A 19,862-nucleotide genomic window follows, 5' to 3' on the forward strand; every position below is an offset into this window, starting at 1 on the left:
TAAGATTCATTCAAAGTCGCATAAATAGTTCATTATTTTAGAGCTCTAGATAAGGTATCAGAGTACATAGAAGAATCTACAGTCTTTTTTAAAAAATTTATAGTTGACAGTTTTATCAAATGGGATTATGATTAACAACATCACATTTTAATAAAAATACATTCTTCTTATCCAGAGAGGTGGAGGGACTGGCCCTTAGATACCTCGGCAGCGGATCTGATTTCGTTCAGATACTGTGCCAATTCCAGCAAATACTCGAGATGAGTATTTGGAAGATAAGAATAGCAGGGTACATATTTGTTATTCCAACCCTCTCTTCTTATTCATTTTGGATAAGGGGAGAGGGTTTTTATTTTGGTTAGGAGGAATAGATTCGATGATTCGCTTTGATCAGGTTACGAAGACATTCGAACATGAAGGTGGCAAGTTAACAGCAGTTGATCAGGTTAACCTTGAAATTAAAAAAGGTGAAATCTTTGGGGTCATCGGTTTTAGTGGGGCTGGTAAAAGTACATTAATACGGTTAGTAAATCAATTAGAAAGACCGACTTCGGGGAGGGTCTTGATCAATGATCAAGACCTGTCAGCCTTATCAACTCGTGAACTAAGAGGCATTCGCCGTAATATCGGTATGATTTTTCAGCATTTTAATTTACTCGAAACTAAGACGGTCTATCACAACGTAGCCTTTCCGTTGTTATTAGCGGGTACACCCAAGAATGAGGTGAAGGAGAAAGTAGAAGAAATCCTTGATTTTGTCGGATTGAAAGATCGGGCAAAACATTATCCAGATCAGCTATCGGGTGGTCAGAAACAACGTGTCGGAATAGCTCGGGCACTGGCGACATCACCAAGTATATTGCTTTGCGATGAGGCAACTTCAGCTCTTGACCCAGAAACGACTAAGTCGATCTTAAAGCTTTTAAGAAAAGTACGCGATGAGTACAACATCACGATTTTGATGATAACGCACGAGATGAACGTCATTAAAAAAATTTGTGATCGCGTGGCGGTTATGGAGGATGGTAGCGTCATCGAACAAGACACGATTTTTAACCTATTCTCAAATCCACAGCATCCAACGACGCAAAAATTTGTGCAGAGTGTTATGAATGACGAGATTCCAGCGTCCATTTTAAGTGAAGTGGAAAGCCGTCATATTTATCGCGTGACATTTAATGAAGGGACAGCTGGAAAACCCATTTTATCCAGCGTGGCGAAAAAATTTGACGTTGATGTCAATGTACTTTATGGGCAAATTACAGAGCTACAGCACATACCATTTGGAAATTTAGTGGTTGAGTTCCAAGGCAATCAGGAGGAAATTCTTAAAGCCGTTAATGACATCCAACAAGCTGTACGCATACAAGAGGTGAAGGTTGATGCAAGTTAATTTACTCGAATTTTGGCCGAAAATATTAGAAGCAACCAACGAAACGCTTGTCATGGTGTTTATTGCATTAGTTTTAGCCTGCTTAATAGGTATTCCTCTAGGGATTGCACTGGTTGTAACCCGGGACCAGGGTTTAATGGAAAACCGTCCAGTATTTAATACTCTTAACATCATAATTAACTTTTTCCGATCGGTTCCATTTATTATCTTACTCGTTGCCATTTTACCGATTACACGGTTCATTGTCGGAACCTCTATCGGTACGGCAGCTGCCGTGGTACCACTTGTCTTTTTCTCGGGTCCGTATATCGCGCGACTCGTTGAAAATAGTTTACTAGAGGTTAATAAAGGTGTCGTTGAAGCGGCTGAAGCAATGGGAGCATCAACCTGGCAAATCATCTACCGCGTGCTCTTGCCAGAGGCATTAAGCTCGATTGTGTTAAACATTACGATTGCCACCATTGGATTAGTCGGGGCATCTGCCATGGCAGGATTTGTTGGTGGTGGTGGATTGGGTGACTTAGCCATCACTTACGGCTATCAGCGATTTGAAACGGACGTCATGATCGTGACGGTGATTTTACTCGTCATACTCGTTCAAATCGTTCAAACACTAGGAAATTACTTATCTAAAAAACTACGAAGATTATAACAGGGGGAAATAAACATGAAAAAATTATTAAATATTAGTTTGGCATTATTAGTATTATCAATTATTTTAGCGGGTTGTGGTTCATCAGGTTCATCTGATGAAACCGTTAAAGTTGGATTAAACGGCTCAGGTGTTCCAGTTTGGGAAAAAATGAAGGAGCTTGCTGCGGAAGAAGGTATTGAAATTGAATTAGTTGAGTTCGCTGATTATGTCCGTCCGAACCTAGCATTGGCGGATGGTGACATTGACTTAAACGCTTTTCAAACAGTGTCTTACTTTGATTCTTTTATAGAAGAACATGATTTGGATTTAGCACCGATTGCATCAACTTATATCGCACCTATGGGCATTTATTCCGACAAATATGAAAGTGTAGATGAAATCCCTGAAGGTAGAAAGGTCGCCCTACCAAAAGAGGCGACGAACATGGGCCGTGCACTACTTTTACTCGAAAAGGCTGGATTAATCACACTACCAGAAGACTTTGATGGAAATGGTGCGATTGATAAAATTGTTGAAAATCCTAAAGGACTTAAATTTGAACCAATTGTAGCTGCTCAAACACCACGAGTATTACCAGATGTGGCGATTTCGGTTATCAATAATGGTGTCGCTATCGAAGCTGGATTCCTCCCAGTTGAAGACGCTATTTTTATCGAGGATGATACGGCAACACCATACATTAACATTATCGCCGCACGCGCAGATGAAACTGATCATGAAACATACCAAAAAATTGCTGAGATTTATCAACAAGAAGTCGTAGCCGATCATATTCGTGAGGTTTATAATAATTCCCTTATTCCAACCTTTGTACCACTAGAGGATATTGGTTGGTAGAGCATGATGATGTCATTCACTCTCCGCGGTGGGTTATAATGAAAGGGAACAATCTAAACTAACAGAGGGAATGACATGTCAAGGTTTAAGAAAAAAGCAGGAAAACATTCAATCTACCGCATCATAAGCGTGGAACCATACCATATTGCTACTGAATATATTGGTAAGTCACTATTTGATAGTGGTCATGATGGTGTGAATGGAGGGTTTTTCTCGAGATCAAGGGATGTTCTAAATATCCACTATACAAAAGGACAATCGGTAAATCAAACATCACAACCAAATGTAAACAGCTGGACGTTTTACATTACGGATGATGAACAAATGGGCTGCACGAATGCTTTAACTATATCAGAGCTTGAAGGTAAAGTAGGTCAAGTGTATTTTGCCGTTGGTGGTAAAGATTTTAACCGAGATAATTATAAATATGGAGGAAAATACTTCTCTAAGGCATATCGAACCTTAATTGCACAACAAGATCAAAAGGTTCATTTAATCCAAACGGTTAAAAAGGTTACCATACCGGAATGTATAACTGATTTAAACATAATGGGATATGACTTAAACACAATCGTTAACCTCGATGGTGGCGGTTCTTCACAAATGGCCTATAACAGTTATGATTATGATCCGAGTGGTAAAAAAAGGGCAGTACCTTTTATCATTAAACTTAAATAAAGACAAGGGGAGTTCCGCTCCCCTTGTCTATTAATTATTCCTCATAAATGCCAACTTGATCAAAACCACTTGCGGTTGCTAATGCTTCTTCACTATCTTCACCATATAAATCGACGGCTGATTGAACAACTGCCTGACGTGCGTCTTGGAAGTCGGAATAAGGTGTTAAATAGTGCTCTAGTGCACGGTAATAGATTTGACCAAGCCTGTCACGACCGAGTTCTTGTCCGGTTAAATAAGCAGCATGGTTAATGATAGATGAGTTAATATGAACACCGCCATTATCTAACCATAATGGTAAGTCGTAGTATTCATCCATATGTGAAGGATACATACCATCACCATTACCATAAGGAATATAATCCTCATTAACTGGGAATTTACTAGGATCGCTTAAACTACGAAGTGCTGTGCGACCATCTTCAATAGCACCTGGCCCCATAATATCCTCGCCTAACTCCCAGTTCTCATCATCAATAATGGCTCCAAAAATATCAGCAAATGCCTCGTTTAAGGCTCCTGATTGGTTACGGTAAACTAAATTAGCGGTGTGTGTAATAACACCATGCGTCATCTCGTGTGCAGCTACATCAAGTCCTGCTGATAATGGGACCATGAAATCACCATCACCGTTCCCGTACGTCATATGACGACCATTCCAAAATGCGTTGTTGAAATCCGTCCCGAAGTTGACGTATGAAATAATAGGCATACCTTCATCGTCTAGCGAGTTACGGTCATGTTCCCCTTTATAGTACTCATAGACGATTTCTGAGTTATAGTGCGCATCAACAGCTGGGTGGTCGTATTCACTAATAAATGCTGCACTATTATTAGCTGCCAATTCCTCTGTATCGTAATCAAACGTATAAATGCCATCTAAACCTGCATGCGATTCATCTGACAGTACAAATTGAGTTCCTTCCTGCTCTCCTTTCAATTTTGTCATGTGCATGTTTTCACGGAGTTCACCATGAACACCTTTTCCAACACCTTCATGATGCTCACCTTCATAATCTTCCAAAGGATGAAGCGCATTGAACTGATCGATGACTTGTCCATTTTGGGCATCGACATAAACAAACCAGTTACCAGGTTCATCCGTTAAAAAGGTAAGATTTACTTTGTAAGCTAAATAACTTTCATCATTAAATGGGTAAATCACAAGTTGAGAAGTAGGATTGTATCTCATATCATTCGGAGCATCTACAGATGATTTCGCCTTGTCTATGGCGTCAGTAGGGTTAATCGTTGGAGATGTATTGAGGTCAGTTTTCAGGATATCCTCATTGTAATGTCCATTGACGGAGACGACCTCATTTTGCTTATTGAAGTGAACAATAACTTCGGTGCCTTCAATCGGAACACCATTTTTCTCTTGGTTGAAGCGGATGTGTGTCATTCCGAGCTCGTCTTTCTCCACGTTCTTAGATTTTAGGTTTTGTTCGGCCTGCTCAATCCCATGGGCCTTTTCATTCTTCTTCAAATAGGCCATGGCATTTTTAGCATCGCTACTAGCAAAACGCTCGGAGAACTTTTCCTTCACGAAGACTGGAACATGTTCATTAAATTCCTTCATCTTCTGTTGCGACATAACATTTGGAGCTTGAAAATCCTCCTCTACTAAAGCATCACTCACCGTAAAACTACTAAATAATAGCGTTGATGCTAGTGCAACAGATGTCGCGTACTGTGTTTTCTTCAATACAAATCCCTCCCAAGAAAATATAATTCATATTATAGATTGATAGAATTGAATTGTCATGATTATTTTGAATTATCTTACAATTTAATAAAATTAGTACCTTTATAACATGGTATCGTAATAAAATGTTGGTATAGCCTATAGGCAGAGAGGTCTTGAGTCGCTTTACAAGACTTAAGTCGTGATTGCTAGTTTTAATAGAAAGTTAGGAGAGTAGGACTACATATTTGAGGATGAGACAAAAATTTCATAAAGTGGTTTATTAAATTGAGGTTCATTTCACTTTAAGTAGAAAAAGGTGTTAAATAGATTCATAATTTTTTCCTTTGACACGAACAGAAATCCCTATTAGTATATATAATGTTGTAAATTCCGAGTAAGTTTATCAGAAAAGGAGTGTTAATGAATGGCAACGGCAACAACGAAAGTACAAACAGAAATGAAAAGCAATTCTGTAGCTGAAACTACGGGTTTAAATAAACCGCAAACGAAATTAATTGTCGGGGGATTAGTTGTAGCTGGAATTCTTATGGTCTATCTCATGATGACGCAAGCAGCTATGCAACCCGTACTATTACTACTTGGACTCTTATTAGGTTATACATTATTTCATGCACGTTTTGGTTTTACATCCGCATTTAGACGCATTATGTCAGTCGGTAACGGTCAAGCGCTACGATCACACATGTTGATGCTTGGTGTAGCGGTAACACTATTTGCACCAATTCTTGCTTATGGTGTTTCTTTCTTTGGAACTGGTGCATCAGGCTATGTCTCACCAGTAGGTGTGAGTTTAATCGTTGGTGCATTTATGTTCGGTATTGGTATGCAACTAGGTAGTGGTTGTGCATCAGGGACACTTTACGCAATCGGTGGAGGACGTACCGTCATGTTTGTGACACTAATCTTCTTCATCGTTGGTGCAACCATTGGCGCTGCACATTTACCATTCTGGACAGACGATTTACCATCAATGGGCTCAGTTTCATTAGCAACATCAACAGGTCTAGGTTATGGCGGTGCATGGGCCGTATCCATCGCATTATTCGGTTTAATAGCTTGGATTACGTTAGTAGTTGAAAAAAAGAAAAAAGCACCAAAAATGGCACCACTTCCAACAGCTAAAGGCTGGAAACGTATTTTCCGCGGTTCTTGGCCGCTATTTGCAGCAGCAATCGTGCTTGCCGTCTTAAATGCGTTAACATTAATGACACGCGGTACGCCTTGGGGTATTACATCTGCGTTTGCGCTTTGGGGATCTAAAGCAGCTGACTTTATCGGTATTGATGTAGCAAGCTGGGGCTATTGGCAAGGTAATACGCAAGCCTTAGAGGCATCAATTTTTGCTGATACAACAACCGTTCTTAACTTCGGTGTCATCTTAGGTGCCTTCCTAGCATCAGCCGCAGGTGGGCTATTCAAGTTTTCAAAACTAAGAAAAGGTAATGTAATGGCTTCTATTATCGGCGGACTGCTTATGGGTTACGGAGCACGTCTAGCATTTGGTTGTAACATCGGAGCATACTTCGGCGGAATCGCATCCTTTAGTCTACACGGATACATCTGGGGAATCCTAGCGTTAGCCGGTACATTTATTGCCTTATACCTCAGACCACTATTCGGGCTATCCGTACCAAAAATCAAAGATACGTTCTGTTAATTCGAAAACTCTGGCTTAGCTGCCAGAGTTTTTTACTATGATTAGTGAAATTTCCTGAGTGTCCAAGTTTCACATCTAATTGTCCAAGTTGTGCCTCTGATTGTCCAAGTTCGCAAAGTAATTGTCTAAGTTTACTCTGAGAGTGTCCAAGTTAGCGTTATAAGTGTCCAAGTTTTACAATTTATCAATGCAAAAACCTTGGCACGAGTAGGTCTGTATCATCCTTTAACGAGATATGTAGTTCTAAATCATAATTGACCGAAGCAAAAAATACCTCTTTAAGATCTTTTATACCACGCTGACTAAGCTGTTCTTTTAACCAACCTTCATTTAAGCTAAAAAACTGTAATCCTGCTGAATTAATTTTCCCTTCTATAATAACTGGCAAAGCGATAGCCGAGCGACCTACCGGTAATTCCATATCCTCTAATGTGACTGATTTTTTGGAAGGCTTTTTGATGACGCTCATACTACCATCTGACTCAATAATGGCGGTTTGAACATGACTTATATCAAAAATATCCTTTTCACGTAAAAGCTGGAGGACGTTATCGATGGAGTATCGGATCCTTTTTAAGTTTTGGTTTAAAATTTTCCCGTCCTGCACAACCACTGTCGGTTCAAAGGTAATGAGACGACCGATTGTTCGATTCATGATTTTCAGCTTGGCAACGCCTCTTTGTAATAAACCAATAGCTACGATCGCAATGGCTGTATACAAATGGTTAATAGAAAGGTCCCCAATATCGGCACCTACAATAGAGCCAAGTGTAATGACAATTAAAAAGTCAAAAATCGGTAGTTCACCGATAGCACGTTTCCCCATATAAATCGTAACCAGTAATAATAAAGGAAAGATGGTGATAATACGACCTAAAACAATTAGTGATTCTTTTAACGTCTCATCCATCTTCAAGCTCTCCTTTGACTAAGTCATACTCGCTTCAGGTTTATAAGTCGAAATATACATTCACTCACCTTCAAGTCCTTCCGCAAAAAAGATCTATCCTTCAATTTCGAATGATCATCGTCAGCTTATTTCTTAATCCAATAAATAGTTTCGTAGAGACCACAATCATCTCCATGACTGCTCACAACCTATTCCATAATCTATAACATTACCATTTTGACCAGATCCAACAAAACGTATACATAAAAAATCAACCCGTTAATAGATAACGGATTGGTTTCAGCTTGATTCATGATGGACTGTCAAACGATTTTTTCCCAGTTCTTTAGAATCGTATAATAAATCATCTGCATGAATATGGGCCTTTTCAATCGAATTCTTATCAGTGATTTGAAAATAATATAGGCCAAAGGATGATGTATAATGGACATTTACCGGCTCACCTGAATAATCCACAAGAACAGGTTTCTCTTTAATAGCTGTTCGTAGTCCTTCTATCAATTCACAGGTCTCATCAAATCCCTTGTCATAAATGAATAATGTGAATTCCTCCCCACCACTTCGAAAAATTTCACCACTTTTTCCAAGATGTTTGCGCATTAAATCGACGAAATGCTGGATGATCTGATCACCGACATGATGATTATACGCGTCATTGATCTGCTTAAAATTGTCCAAATCAGCTAAGATAATACCAAGGTTTTCACCGCTTTGCTGAGCAGCTAATTCTTCAATTCGCTTATTCATAAACGCACGATTGTATGCACTCGTTAAGAAATCGGTATAAGCCATTTTCTCAAACTGATCTCGCTCAATTCGATCCTGGGTCGCCTTGGCCTTAAAAGCAATTGAGCGGTTAATCGTATAATTAATAATGAAGAAAATAAATACAAGTTCCATATGGTTTTCAAACAATAAATAAAGTAAGAAGGCATTCGTTAAAGCTGTTTTCATCGTATCTGTCAAACTTCGCATTTTGAAAAATTCAACAGCTTCCACACGATTCGTAATCTCCCCTAGTAAATGAAGGACTGTTAATAAAAAAGCATCTGATATCATGACAGTTATGAACATGATTAAAATAAATAAAATCCAGAAACCTAACGGTAGAACAGAAAAATGCCCTGCAAACGTATTAAAAAGCCAATAGGCCAGTGTCGTTGTTAAGGTAAAAGTACCAACATTGTAGAACGTATGTGACAATTCATCGTGGTCAGCCGTTTTCGTGATTTTCCGTGATGTGTAAACTGAGAAGTGATAAAGTAATTCGTAAATCAACACGCCAAGGGGACCGGCAAAAATACCGATTGATAAGCTATAATTAATCCCATAGTCAATGGTGGCCCCTTTATTCATTTTCACTACGTAACGTAAATTAAAATAAACAGTTGAGAAAAACCAATATAATAGTATAGTGAAAATAAGGGTGTCGTTTTCTAAATTTCGAAAACCAAAAAACAAGGCTAATAAAACAGAAGCGATAAATAAGATTCCAATAAACCATTGATCCTTGCGCATAAGGCATCCCTCAAGTGAGAAATAAGTCACGTTATTTCTGAAAATTTCAATCATTATTATAATATAGTAAAATAGTCCTGTATACAACCAAAATATTTTAAAGAGGTGATCTAAATGTCAAAAGTGACACATGCTATCCAAGACGTATATCCTGACGATTTTTCACATTGTTATGGCTGTGGACGACTAAATGAGGGTGGACATCATTTTCGAACAGGCTGGGACAGAGAACAAACCGTTACCTACTATGATCCTAACCCAGAACAAACTGCCGTTCCAGGGTTTGTATATGGAGGATTACTTGCATCATTGATTGACTGCCACGGAACAGGGTCAGCTTCATTAGCACTACATCGCAAAAATGGACACGAACCAGAAGGTGATGTTGAACCACCACGATTTGTCACAGGCTCCTTAGAAGTCAAATTTCTAAAACCAACACCCCAGCACACCACATTAAAAGCCGTAGGTACAATTGAAGAAATACACCCTAAAAAATTTAAAGTACATACCGATGTTTATGCCGGTGACGATATCGTTGTAAAAGGTGAAGTCATCGCGGTTTTGATGCCAAATACGTTTAAAGCTTAGTTTAAACATAATGAGGTGAAACATGTAAGACTAAAGATTTTCCCTCGTGAATCTGAATAATACCTCCATTTTAGTTCAAAATAAAGGTAAATCTAAATTGGGGGTTAACGTTATGCCCAACAAAAATAATAGTAATAATTTTGGTAAATGGTTTGAGTCTTCCTTACAGGTCTTAAAATCATTAAATGACAACCGAAAAGATCAACTTCATATTGGTGAAGTTATGGCTTGTTGGACCTACTTAGCATTTGTTGAAAGCATTATCTCTTATGAAGAGATAGGCCTAAATATGACAACGGATCAGGATGTACAAAAATTTATCCCAGATGCTTTAAAGGTGGCTAATTCACATAAGCAAGAATTAAGAGACTTTATGTTAAAAGAGGGCGTCCCATTACCTTCTTCACCTGAACACAAGCCTAAGGCTGACCCTAAAGCAGTACCAGAGGGGACAAAATTAACTGATGATGAGTTGATGAATACATTAAGTATTAACTTTGTATATGCAGGTGATATGTGCGCTGCAGCTGCCAGTCAATGTATACGAACGGATGTTGGACTGATGTTTTTGAAATTTCAAGTCGATAAGTTTTCACTAGGCTTTAGTGCCAAAGAGATCATGCGTAAAAGAGGTTGGCTCAAACGACCACCGGCTTATAATCCACCAGGCGCACCAAATATGCAATTTAATCAAAGTAATAAAAATCAAGGCAGTAATTAATTGTTAACAATTTCATAATTTTAGGTAATTATGTAATTAAAAAGACCCAAGAGTTTTGGGTCTTTTTTTAGTTAATATGCATCATAGAAAAATTTTCCTCGTTTGGTAACATGAATTCATAGAATCTTTCAAAAACCGCGCTATATCAATATTATCTTGAATTCAAAGTAATTTTTGATTGGGAAAAATAATATAGTTTTAATATTGAAGTTTTGCAATGAAATTAAGTAAAGATACTGCAATTGGAAAGTAGGTTGTAAAAATGCTGGAATCAAAGCGGAAAGCCATTATATTTTTTATCTTAGCCGTTATCTTTGCCGCAGTCTCCGGATATTTAGTGTTAAATAAAGTTCAGTCCATTAATGATAATTTAGGGACAATGGTAACAGTATACATAGCGAATCAAGATATTGACTCTAGGAAAATCATTACTCCTGATGCGATTACAACAACAGAGATCCCCAAAAAGTACGAACGAGATGAATACATTACAAATATTAGCCTTTTTGAGGGGAAAGTTTCCTTAGTACCGTTAAAAAGTGGCGAGATATTTACAGAAAATATGCTGAAACCAGCATCGTCCGTCAGTGAAGAAAACAACCGCCTCGTTTCTTTAATCCAATCCTCAAGAATCGCTTTCGATGATAAGTTTACACCGAATGATCGTGTTGATCTATTTGTGTCACACACCTTTGAAGATGAACCTGTTACGGAAATATTTATGCAGGATATAAAAGTGGCAAGTATTGCTTCAGAAAATAAAGGGATTCAGCTAGAGGTTCCGTTTAATAAAGCGGATGAATTAATCCATATGCAACATTATGCTGATCGTTTACGAATTGTTAAAGCGAATGTAGGTACAACTGCAGTACCATCAGAACAAACACAACTGCCTGAGGAAGGGCAGCAGCAAATTACAGAATCACAAGAAGAACAGCCAGAAGAGGAAATAAACGATGAAACACAAAACGAAACCAGTGAAGAAGCAAACGACCAAAACGAAAATGGTCAGGAATAACACTTAGTCGTGGAGGAACCTTATGAGTAAAAATATATATGTCTTAGGAGACCATGATGAATTAAATTCAACGTTACATGAACAATTAAAAGAAGATTTTCAATTAAAATCTATTTCAACAACTGACTTTAGAAAAATAGACGCAGAAATCATTCTAATCACGAGTAAAAGTGATTCAACGGCTGATATGGCACAAATGGCATTATCCGAATTCCCAAACGCATTCATAATTTGTGTAAGTGATCGGGAAAACTTTGATTTATTAAGAAGTCTTAATCGCTTAGGTGTTGCAGATTATTTTATTGTTCCTGGAGAAGAGATAATCTTAAGGGAACGGTTGGATGAAATCACTAGAGAGATTCAAAGTAAAAGTGACGTTTTGAATGAAGTTGAAGGTTTTAAACGCGGCGGAGGAAAAATATTTGCATTTTATAGTGGTTCTGGTGGAACAGGTAAGTCATTGATTAGCACGACTTTCGCTCAGACTTTGAAATTAGAGTCTACCGCGAAGGTACTATTTATAGATTTGAATTTACTTTATGGTGGAGCAGAATCATATTTGGGATTAGATAGTAATCGTTCGATTATTGATTTAATTCCTGTCATAAATGAGCTTGGTGAACACCATATACGAAATGTATCCGAGAAAGAAAACCATTCCAACCTCAATATTCTCATTAGTCCAAAAGATGCAGAAATGGCTGAAAAAATTTCTGAGGATTTTGTTCTGCGTCTTTTACGAGCAAGTAAGCGAAATTTTGATTTTATAATAGTTGATTTACCTGGTTGGATGGATGAGCGCACCTTAACATCTTTAGAAGAAGCTAATCGAGTTTATTATGTCATGGACTTAAATACAATTTCTCTACGCATTTTAAAAAGTGTAGAAAGTTTATTCCATCGTTTAGGTCTTAATACACAAGAAAAACTTGAGGTTGTGATTAATTATAAAAACAAAGATGTAGAGTTGACTAAAAAAGATTTAGAACGATTCGTATCTTATCCTGTAGCAGCCGAGATTAAAAGAGACATTAAAAATGTGCAAGCCAAAATTAATCAAGGTGAGCCGTTAAGAAAAGAACCTCAGGAAAAGAAGCTGCCACCCTTTGCGAAGGATATACATAAATGGGTTCACTCAATGTTGAAATAATTTAGTTGGGGGTAATGCTATGTCACTTTTTCAAAGAAACACCGATGAACGTAAAAGTGATTTAGATTCAGGAATTGCTTCAAACTCAGGTTACCTTGATGAACTGGTTGAACACTTCAAAAATCGACTGCTTTCAGAGGTAAATCTTGAACAAATCACTAGCTTAAGCGAAGCTGATAAACGTCTCAAAATCGAACGTTTAGTCAACCAGTTTATGTCTGAGGAAAAAGTGGTCATCCCAAAACAAGACAAAAAAAGAATGCTATCAATGCTGATAGATGAAAGTGTCGGGTTCGGTCCATTAGAGCCGTTGCTAAAAGATGATTCAATTACGGAAATACTTGTTAATCGCCCAAGTGAAGTTTATGTCGAACGTAATGGCCGTCTCGAACGTGTCAATGTTTCGTTTAAGGATGAAGCACATGTCAGACATATTGTAGACCGTGTAGTCGCACCACTTGGACGTCGCATAGATGAAAGTTCACCTATGGTTGATGCACGATTACCTGATGGTAGCCGTGTTAATGCTGTTATTAATCCAATTAGTTTGGGCGGGACTTTACTTTCAGTCCGTAAGTTTAGAAAGACACCTTTTACAGTGGATGATTTACAGGAGTTTGGAACATTTACCGATGATATGTCGATGTTTATGCAAGCCTTGGTTGAAACTAAACTAAGTTTACTTATATCTGGTGGTACGGGTAGCGGTAAAACTACAATATTAAATGCACTAGCTAAATCTATACCACTTGGAGAGCGAGCCATAACCATAGAAGATTCAGCAGAATTAAGGCTCGACCGCCCTAATGTAGTTGGAATGGAAGCACGTCCACCAAACGTGGAGGGAAAAGGTGAAATTACGATTAGGCAACTTGTGAAAAACTCATTACGTATGCGGCCCGATCGAATTATTGTCGGTGAGGTCCGTGGACCAGAAGCCTTTGACATGCTACAAGCAATGAATACAGGGCATGAAGGTTCATTAACAACCGTTCACGCTAATACACCAATTGATGCTATTAACCGTGTCGAAGGGATGGTTGTAATGGCGGGAATGGACCTTACAACTAACGTTATTCGAGATTATATATCAGGTGCACTTGATTATATTGTGCAAGTCCAGCGCCTAACAGACGGAACAAGAAAAATTATGAATATATCAGAAGTAGAAAAATCATCAAATGACAAGATTGAAGTAAGAGATATATTTAGATTTAAACGAACGGGTGTCGATCATACGGGCAAAGTTCAAGGATACTTTACTCCAACCGGAATAGTTCCAAAATGCTTATCACATTTTGAAGTGCATGGTATTAAAATCGACACTGATCTGTTCAAACCAAAGGAGGAAATGAACGATGGACATAACGGTGTCTATTCTCTATAGCTTAGCAGTACTATCACTTCTGTTTTGTGCATATTTCTTCCTAGGCTACAGATCACAAAAGAAAGAATGGAAACAAAAGGTAAAACAATGGTTTCCTGAGGAAGAGCGAAAAAGCTTTATCAGCCGATGGGGAGATCAATTTGATAAAAGAGAGTCATCACGAGCGCTAAGAATTAAACTACAAAAGGCTAATTTAAAATTACTTCCATCTGAGTATCTTGGAATTTTAGTAGTCGGATATTTGGCATTATTTGTTTTGATGAATTCAATCTTTAGTATGCCAATTGAATTAAGCCTATTACTACCATTTGCGTTACTTTTCATTTCTCATTATCTACTATTCTATTTTAGAAAAAACAGCTATGAGGTGAGATTTAACGAACAATTAAGTGAGATATGCCGAATATTAGGAAATGCTGCGAGGTCAGGTTTAACAATCAATCAAGGGATTGACATTGTAGCTCGTGAAGTAGCTTCCCCAGCGGGTGATGAATTTAAAAAGATAGCAAACGAATTAAAGATGGGAGTCACACTTGATGCGGCATTGCGGTCTGCACAGAAGAAAAACAGTACAAGAGATTTCAATTTATTTATTGCAACATTACTCATTCAGAAAAAAACAGGTGGGAATTTGGCATTAACCCTAGATACGATGGCTAATACCTTTGAGGATCGAAAGGTTTTAAATCAAATTATCAAAACGATGACATCGGAACAAAAGTACATCTCTTTTATTGTACCAGCACTACCGATTTTTTTACTGCTTGTTATGAATAATGTTATTGATGGATTTATTGATCCACTCTGGTCCGGCTTTGGATTGGTTATTTTGACGTTGTTTCTAGGAGCAATTATATTGTCATTTATTTTGATTCGAAAAATTACAAATATAAAGGTGTAGCTTATGGATGCATTAATTATATTAGCCATTATAATATTTTGGTTTTGTATTTTACTGTTCTTAAAACATCTTTGGACATTTTTGGATGATAAGAGAGATGTCTTAGAACACGTTTCTGATGTCACTCATATTGATCCATTTGAAAAGAAAGAAAAGAAGAAAAATAGACGTGCTGAAGTGTTTAGTCAAATGACTAAATATGCTGATGATTTTGCTGATATAGGTCAACGGATTAATTTCTTTAGTGAGAATCACATGGTTGATGAATGGTTAAGAAAATCGGGAAACCCATTAAAGCTTTCTGTTGCTAGATTCCAAGGGCTAAAAATATTATTACTGATTATTGGTTTTATCACAGGCATTTTAGCAACGATTATGGGTCTACCGTTTTCACAATATATGTTAGTTTTTAATCCTGCTATAGGTTATCTTCTTCCAATAGTTTTAATCAGAAGAGAGGTGAAAAAGAGACAACAATTAATTAGAAGAGATTTACCAGATTTTATGGATACTGTAAGTACGAGTTTACAAGCGGGAGTAAGTTTGGATAACGCATTAAGAGAGGTCATCCGCTATTTCGACGGACCTATTAGAGAGGAATTTTCTCGATTTAATCAGGAAATTGACTTAGGCGTACCTAGAGAAAGAGCCTATCGAGAGTTACTTAAACGTAATGACAATGAAGAATTTCAGGCATTGATTAAAGCCCTTATTCAAGGGATGGATCTTGGAATACCCATAGCGAAGACGTTTAAGATCCAGGCAGAAGATCTGCGTCAAATGCGTCAAGAGCAGGTCAAAGAACTAGCAGCCAAGGCATCTCCGAAGGTAACCTTGGTAACTACATTTTTAATTGCACCTGTATCTATATTGATGATTGCAGGCTTAATGATCATGAATATGTTGATGGGTGAAAATAGCATTTTTAATTTATTTTAAAAAATTTTAAGGAGGAATATTCATGAGTTTTTTAACGAAGGTGTATGCGAAAGTAATGCATCAATTAGAAGGATTGAAACGAGATGAAAGAGGTTCACAAACTTTAGAATGGCTTGGAATTGCAGCGGTAGTTGTGATAATGGTTGGTGTCATTTCATCAGCTTTTAGTGATGGCTCAGGAATTGGCACTGAGGTACTTAACAAAATCAAAGGATTAATAGGTGACATAGGTGGAGGTTCAGGAGAGTAATAGTGCTAATCAAGGAGAGTTGAAATGAATAAACACATTCTAGTATATTCTATTGTTTTATTACTGTTATTATTATCAGCTTGTAGTGATAAAGATGAAGGAAATACAGAAGAACAAGAAGATACAAAAAAACAAGAGCAAATCGAAGAAGAAACTAACGAAGCTGAAACTGAAACGGATAATGAAAAAAGCGAAAAGGAAGAAATAGAAAGAAATGTAACGCTAGAAGATGTTGACCCAATACCCGTTGATGTTGAAGGGTTAGCTAGTCAACTTCCGGGATCATTTCGGGAATCAGAGAACTTGTATAATCAAGAACCAGAGATAGAAGAAGCAATGAAAGATTTAGGGCCAATGAGTGATAATCCCACTGAGGAAGAATATGAACTATACTTACGCCAAATGTATTGGTTAGTAGCTAAAGATTATACAAACCCAGAGGATACGATTAAAAAATGGGAGTTTGCTTCTTTTGGCAATCCGGATTTACCTGATTCTCGTTTTCATTTTAAAGAAAACTATAATATTGAAATTATATTAGACTCTAGTGGTAGCATGGCAAATTATGTTGGTGACCAAACACGAATGGCATTAGCTAAAAAAGCCATAAACGATTTTTTAGCTAAAGTACCGGAAGAAGCTAATGTTTCTTTACGTGTATATGGTCATAAAGGTACAGGATCTAATAGTGACAAGGAACTCTCCTGTAATGCAATCGAACAGGTTTATGGTTTCTCAGCGTATGATGAAACACAATTCCATGAAGCATTAAATCAATTTAAACCAAGTGGCTGGACACCATTGGCTGATGCCTTAAAACAATCACAAGAAGCTTTAAAACCTTATAATTCAAGTGATAATACAAACTTAATATATGTTGTGAGTGACGGGGTTGAAACCTGTGATGGTGACCCAGTAGCTGTGGCCGAATCATTATCACAGTCAAATGCGAAACCTATTATTAACATCATCGGGTTTCAAACGGATGCTGAAGCACAAAAACAACTTGAGGAAATGGCAGAGATAACAGGAGGAATCTTTGCTTCAGCTAGAAATGAGGAGGAGCTTCAATCAGAATTTGAGCGGGCAGAGAAGGTCCTAGAAGCTTGGAATAAATGGAAAGAAGACGCTATGTATGAAATTGACGTACAAAGAGTGGAAAATAGTTTTGATATTTTAGCAGTTAATAATGATTGGTATTTTGCTACATTAAAAACAGACAATCAGCTAAATAGTTTTTCAAATGTACTACAAAATATAGAATATATAACTCATGAACAGAAAAAAAAGCTTAAAAGTAAAATTGATAAAACTATGGCTGAGATATATGAGACTGTAGAGCAATTGGAGAAAGACATGGAAGAAATTAGCCAAAAAACATTGGAAGAAGCACGAAAAATGATTGAGGAAAAATATGATAGTCAAACAGAAAGTAATAGTTAATTCATAGAAAACGGGATTATCCCGTTTTCTATGACAATGGGGAGATAGTGATGGAGAATCCATTTAAGAACACATGGGAATTATATACGGGGCAATTTGAAAAAATACTTGTGTTAATGTTAACAACTACACTTCCACTACTATTAGCACATTCATATGTAATGAACTACATATATTTGATCACTCCGAGCTCAACAGGCATTTATTCAGTGGCAGATATTTATTATGGCTTAATAACTTTACTCTTTTTTCTTTATGCTCAGGTACCTTATATAAGGTTTGTTTACAACGAACATTTAGGAGTTGAACATAATCTTAGAAATACAATCTATCATTTTGTAGTTAATGGTTTTACTATTTTTGTCTTTGCTTGTCTAATATCCATACTTAGTACGATTGGTTTTGCGCTATTAATACTACCAGGAATCATTATTCTATCCTTAGTATTCCCTGTACCTTATATCAGTGTGTTTGATGAAAAATCAACTTGGAAGTCTTTTAAAGAAGGTTTTCGAATTGGTAGAAAGCACTTTTTTAAGATTTTCCTCCTCCTCATTCTTATTGGGTTTGCAGAGCTTTTATTTGGAGTTTTTGTTACTTATCAGTTGTTTAATATAACACCATCGTTTGCAGCACAGATGATTACACAAATGTCGCTTAATATTATTATTTATCCTTTCGTTATTATGCTTATGACTTCTTTTATCCTTAAGTGGCGAAACAACCTTAGAACGATTGAAGTCAAAAGAGAAGGAAACTTTATTTAGGGAGCAGGTGTGCGTATGTTTCGATGGTTTAAAAAGTTATTAATCTCATTTTTTATTTTGGTTGTTGCCATTCAACCAGTATTTGTACCAGTTGCATATGCAGTAGAATCATGGACCGGTGATTCATGGGAAGGCGACCCTTGGGAAGGGAACCCATGGGACGGTTCCAATTTGGAATGGCAAGGGGATCCTTGGGATGGATCTGATTTACAATGGAATGGTGAAAGCTGGGAAGGCGATCCATGGGAAGGTAACGGAACAGAGGGAGAACCATGGGAAGGAGACTCTAGCGGTACATCGGGTGATTCATGGACAGGAGAAGATTGGAGTAGTTTGCCATGGTATCTGCAAGGATGGTATCTAAACGGTTCTAATGGCGCTGATCCATGGTCTGGTGATAGTTTCAGCGGTAATGGAACAAATGGTAATTCATTTAGTACTGAGGGCTTTAATGGTAATAGTACTGATGGAAAGCCATGGGTAAAACAGGGTATGGCTGGGATAGGCAGCCCATGGATGTTACAAAATTCGTCAACTAAATATAAAGTTGATAAACCAACACTTGAGGATGCTACTCCGCCACTACCGTACGAATATGAAGTTTCTAAATATATAACTAAAGATGTAGTGATGGGGCAGGCTGATTTAATTGGTGACTTGCTAACCCACCAGAACATGAATGATATGGGTTATGACTCCAAGATGAGCTATGGGCTTAAATACCGTGGCAATATTTTAATGAATGGTTTGAAGCTTGGGGTTGGAGATAATGCATTAACAGATGCTTATGATACTTACTCACATGTTTATCAGGGAATTGAAGGTATCCAGGATTATAGGTATATTAAGCAAGCCTATAGTAATACAAAGGGTATTGACGACTTAGCACAAGCTAGTCAAAAAATATCAAATACCTCACCTCCGCCATCAACTGTGGGTGCTTTATCTAAATTTAACGTTGCTGCAGCAGCAGTAGGGGCTGGATTCTCAGCTGTTGATACTGGTATGAAGGCGGCTAATGCGGTTGATATATTAAATAGTAATGCAGATGGTAATGTCAAAACAGCTGCAGTTGCAGACACAACAGCAAGCCTAGGCGATACTTTAATGAATGCAGGTGTAGTTACATCTGCAATTCCGGGAGCACAGGCAATTGGAGCAGGTATGGTTGCTGTAGGGGCAGGCGTATGGCTAGTATCTAAAGGAACTGGATTTGTAGCTAGACATTGGAAAGGAAATGTAAAAGATACCGCAAAGGCAATGTGGAATACAACTAAAAAATCAGCCAAAAAAGCCTGGGATACAGTTAAAGGCTGGTTTTCTTAAAATAATCAGAAGG

19 protein-coding genes and 1 riboswitch are annotated in these 19,862 nt (G+C 37.6%); of the genes, 16 read left to right on the forward strand and 3 right to left on the reverse strand.

Annotation, left to right across the window (positions count from 1 at the left end; translation table 11 throughout):
- Positions 1–164: 164 nt before the first annotated feature.
- Positions 165–282: riboswitch (SAM riboswitch) on the forward strand.
- Positions 283–376: 94 nt separating this feature from the next.
- From BLP77_RS01085 to BLP77_RS01100, 4 genes are all read left to right on the forward strand, one after another.
- Positions 377–1,393: a methionine ABC transporter ATP-binding protein gene (locus tag BLP77_RS01085; protein WP_093855253.1), complete on the forward strand. Its 1,017-nt coding sequence runs from the start codon at positions 377–379 to the stop codon at positions 1,391–1,393.
- Positions 1,383–2,045 (forward strand): methionine ABC transporter permease, encoded by a 663-nt coding sequence (locus tag BLP77_RS01090; protein WP_093855254.1) that lies wholly within the window; start codon positions 1,383–1,385, stop codon positions 2,043–2,045. Before BLP77_RS01085 ends, BLP77_RS01090 begins: the two co-directional genes overlap by 11 nt.
- Positions 2,046–2,060: 15 nt before the next feature.
- Positions 2,061–2,885, forward strand: coding sequence for a MetQ/NlpA family ABC transporter substrate-binding protein (locus tag BLP77_RS01095; protein ID WP_093855255.1), 825 nt, complete (start codon positions 2,061–2,063; stop codon positions 2,883–2,885).
- A gap of 75 nt (positions 2,886–2,960) precedes the next feature.
- Positions 2,961–3,563, forward strand: a complete 603-nt coding sequence (locus tag BLP77_RS01100) for a phosphodiester glycosidase family protein (protein ID WP_093855256.1) — start codon at positions 2,961–2,963, stop codon at positions 3,561–3,563.
- A gap of 34 nt (positions 3,564–3,597) precedes the next feature.
- Here the strand turns inward: BLP77_RS01100 and BLP77_RS01105 are convergent, their stop codons facing one another.
- Entirely contained in the window at positions 3,598–5,268 is a 1,671-nt protein-coding gene (locus tag BLP77_RS01105; protein WP_245686770.1) for a M4 family metallopeptidase, read from the reverse strand.
- A gap of 439 nt (positions 5,269–5,707) precedes the next feature.
- Here BLP77_RS01105 and BLP77_RS01110 point away from each other — a divergent pair, with 439 nt between their 5' ends.
- Entirely contained in the window at positions 5,708–6,928 is a 1,221-nt protein-coding gene (locus BLP77_RS01110; protein ID WP_245686788.1) for a YeeE/YedE family protein, read from the forward strand.
- 184 nt (positions 6,929–7,112) lie between these two features.
- On the opposite strand, the gene BLP77_RS01115 is transcribed toward BLP77_RS01110, so the two are convergent.
- Together BLP77_RS01115 and BLP77_RS01120 are read right to left on the reverse strand one after the other, a co-directional pair.
- Complete coding sequence (locus tag BLP77_RS01115; RefSeq protein WP_093855258.1) at positions 7,113–7,838, reverse strand: DUF421 domain-containing protein; 726 nt, start codon at positions 7,836–7,838, stop codon at positions 7,113–7,115.
- A 279-nt stretch (positions 7,839–8,117) separates the two neighbouring features.
- Positions 8,118–9,356, reverse strand: coding sequence for a GGDEF domain-containing protein (locus BLP77_RS01120; protein ID WP_176752914.1), 1,239 nt, complete (start codon positions 9,354–9,356; stop codon positions 8,118–8,120).
- 114 nt (positions 9,357–9,470) lie between these two features.
- Here BLP77_RS01120 and BLP77_RS01125 point away from each other — a divergent pair, with 114 nt between their 5' ends.
- From BLP77_RS01125 to BLP77_RS01175, 11 genes are all read left to right on the forward strand, one after another.
- Positions 9,471–9,947 carry a PaaI family thioesterase gene (locus BLP77_RS01125; RefSeq protein ID WP_093855260.1) on the forward strand — a complete coding sequence of 159 codons (477 nt, stop codon included), beginning with the start codon at positions 9,471–9,473 and terminating at the stop codon, positions 9,945–9,947.
- Positions 9,948–10,059: 112 nt separating this feature from the next.
- Positions 10,060–10,668 carry a DUF3231 family protein gene (locus tag BLP77_RS01130; RefSeq protein WP_093855261.1) on the forward strand — a complete coding sequence of 203 codons (609 nt, stop codon included), beginning with the start codon at positions 10,060–10,062 and terminating at the stop codon, positions 10,666–10,668.
- Positions 10,669–10,930: 262 nt separating this feature from the next.
- Positions 10,931–11,686 carry a Flp pilus assembly protein CpaB gene (gene cpaB, locus BLP77_RS01135; RefSeq protein ID WP_093855262.1) on the forward strand — a complete coding sequence of 252 codons (756 nt, stop codon included), beginning with the start codon at positions 10,931–10,933 and terminating at the stop codon, positions 11,684–11,686.
- Positions 11,687–11,708: 22 nt separating this feature from the next.
- Entirely contained in the window at positions 11,709–12,836 is a 1,128-nt protein-coding gene (locus tag BLP77_RS01140) for a CpaE/TadZ family protein (protein ID WP_093855263.1), read from the forward strand.
- Positions 12,837–12,855: 19 nt separating this feature from the next.
- Positions 12,856–14,223 carry a TadA family conjugal transfer-associated ATPase gene (locus tag BLP77_RS01145; RefSeq protein WP_093855264.1) on the forward strand — a complete coding sequence of 456 codons (1,368 nt, stop codon included), beginning with the start codon at positions 12,856–12,858 and terminating at the stop codon, positions 14,221–14,223.
- On the forward strand, positions 14,195–15,124 hold the full coding sequence (locus BLP77_RS01150; RefSeq protein ID WP_093855265.1) for a type II secretion system F family protein: 930 nt from the start codon (positions 14,195–14,197) through the stop codon (positions 15,122–15,124). The genes BLP77_RS01145 and BLP77_RS01150 overlap by 29 nt, the downstream gene beginning before the upstream one ends.
- A gap of 3 nt (positions 15,125–15,127) precedes the next feature.
- Positions 15,128–16,063 (forward strand): type II secretion system F family protein, encoded by a 936-nt coding sequence (locus BLP77_RS01155; RefSeq protein ID WP_093855266.1) that lies wholly within the window; start codon positions 15,128–15,130, stop codon positions 16,061–16,063.
- Between the two features lie 22 nt (positions 16,064–16,085).
- Positions 16,086–16,313, forward strand: a complete 228-nt coding sequence (locus BLP77_RS01160; protein WP_093855267.1) for a hypothetical protein — start codon at positions 16,086–16,088, stop codon at positions 16,311–16,313.
- A 24-nt stretch (positions 16,314–16,337) separates the two neighbouring features.
- Positions 16,338–17,756 carry a VWA domain-containing protein gene (locus BLP77_RS01165; protein WP_093855268.1) on the forward strand — a complete coding sequence of 473 codons (1,419 nt, stop codon included), beginning with the start codon at positions 16,338–16,340 and terminating at the stop codon, positions 17,754–17,756.
- A 50-nt stretch (positions 17,757–17,806) separates the two neighbouring features.
- Positions 17,807–18,523, forward strand: a complete 717-nt coding sequence (locus BLP77_RS01170; RefSeq protein WP_093855269.1) for a hypothetical protein — start codon at positions 17,807–17,809, stop codon at positions 18,521–18,523.
- Between the two features lie 15 nt (positions 18,524–18,538).
- Positions 18,539–19,849 (forward strand): hypothetical protein, encoded by a 1,311-nt coding sequence (locus tag BLP77_RS01175; protein WP_093855270.1) that lies wholly within the window; start codon positions 18,539–18,541, stop codon positions 19,847–19,849.
- The last annotated feature ends 13 nt before the right edge of the window (positions 19,850–19,862 follow it).

The sequence above is a fragment of the Tenuibacillus multivorans genome (assembly GCF_900103915.1).
Taxonomy (GTDB): Bacteria; Bacillota; Bacilli; order Bacillales; family Alkalibacillaceae; genus Tenuibacillus; species Tenuibacillus multivorans.

Coding starts and splice junctions, on each gene's coding strand:
- BLP77_RS01085 (WP_093855253.1), top strand. CDS start 377: ATGATTCGCTTTGATCAGGTTACGAAGACATTCGAACATGAAGGTGGC.
- BLP77_RS01090 (WP_093855254.1), top strand. CDS start 1,383: ATGCAAGTTAATTTACTCGAATTTTGGCCGAAAATATTAGAAGCAACC.
- BLP77_RS01095 (WP_093855255.1), top strand. CDS start 2,061: ATGAAAAAATTATTAAATATTAGTTTGGCATTATTAGTATTATCAATT.
- BLP77_RS01100 (WP_093855256.1), top strand. CDS start 2,961: ATGTCAAGGTTTAAGAAAAAAGCAGGAAAACATTCAATCTACCGCATC.
- BLP77_RS01110 (WP_245686788.1), top strand. CDS start 5,708: ATGAAAAGCAATTCTGTAGCTGAAACTACGGGTTTAAATAAACCGCAA.
- BLP77_RS01115 (WP_093855258.1), bottom strand. CDS start 7,838: ATGGATGAGACGTTAAAAGAATCACTAATTGTTTTAGGTCGTATTATC.
- BLP77_RS01120 (WP_176752914.1), bottom strand. CDS start 9,356: ATGCGCAAGGATCAATGGTTTATTGGAATCTTATTTATCGCTTCTGTT.
- BLP77_RS01125 (WP_093855260.1), top strand. CDS start 9,471: ATGTCAAAAGTGACACATGCTATCCAAGACGTATATCCTGACGATTTT.
- BLP77_RS01130 (WP_093855261.1), top strand. CDS start 10,060: ATGCCCAACAAAAATAATAGTAATAATTTTGGTAAATGGTTTGAGTCT.
- cpaB (WP_093855262.1), top strand. CDS start 10,931: ATGCTGGAATCAAAGCGGAAAGCCATTATATTTTTTATCTTAGCCGTT.
- BLP77_RS01140 (WP_093855263.1), top strand. CDS start 11,709: ATGAGTAAAAATATATATGTCTTAGGAGACCATGATGAATTAAATTCA.
- BLP77_RS01145 (WP_093855264.1), top strand. CDS start 12,856: ATGTCACTTTTTCAAAGAAACACCGATGAACGTAAAAGTGATTTAGAT.
- BLP77_RS01150 (WP_093855265.1), top strand. CDS start 14,195: ATGGACATAACGGTGTCTATTCTCTATAGCTTAGCAGTACTATCACTT.
- BLP77_RS01155 (WP_093855266.1), top strand. CDS start 15,128: ATGGATGCATTAATTATATTAGCCATTATAATATTTTGGTTTTGTATT.
- BLP77_RS01160 (WP_093855267.1), top strand. CDS start 16,086: ATGAGTTTTTTAACGAAGGTGTATGCGAAAGTAATGCATCAATTAGAA.
- BLP77_RS01165 (WP_093855268.1), top strand. CDS start 16,338: ATGAATAAACACATTCTAGTATATTCTATTGTTTTATTACTGTTATTA.
- BLP77_RS01170 (WP_093855269.1), top strand. CDS start 17,807: ATGGAGAATCCATTTAAGAACACATGGGAATTATATACGGGGCAATTT.
- BLP77_RS01175 (WP_093855270.1), top strand. CDS start 18,539: ATGTTTCGATGGTTTAAAAAGTTATTAATCTCATTTTTTATTTTGGTT.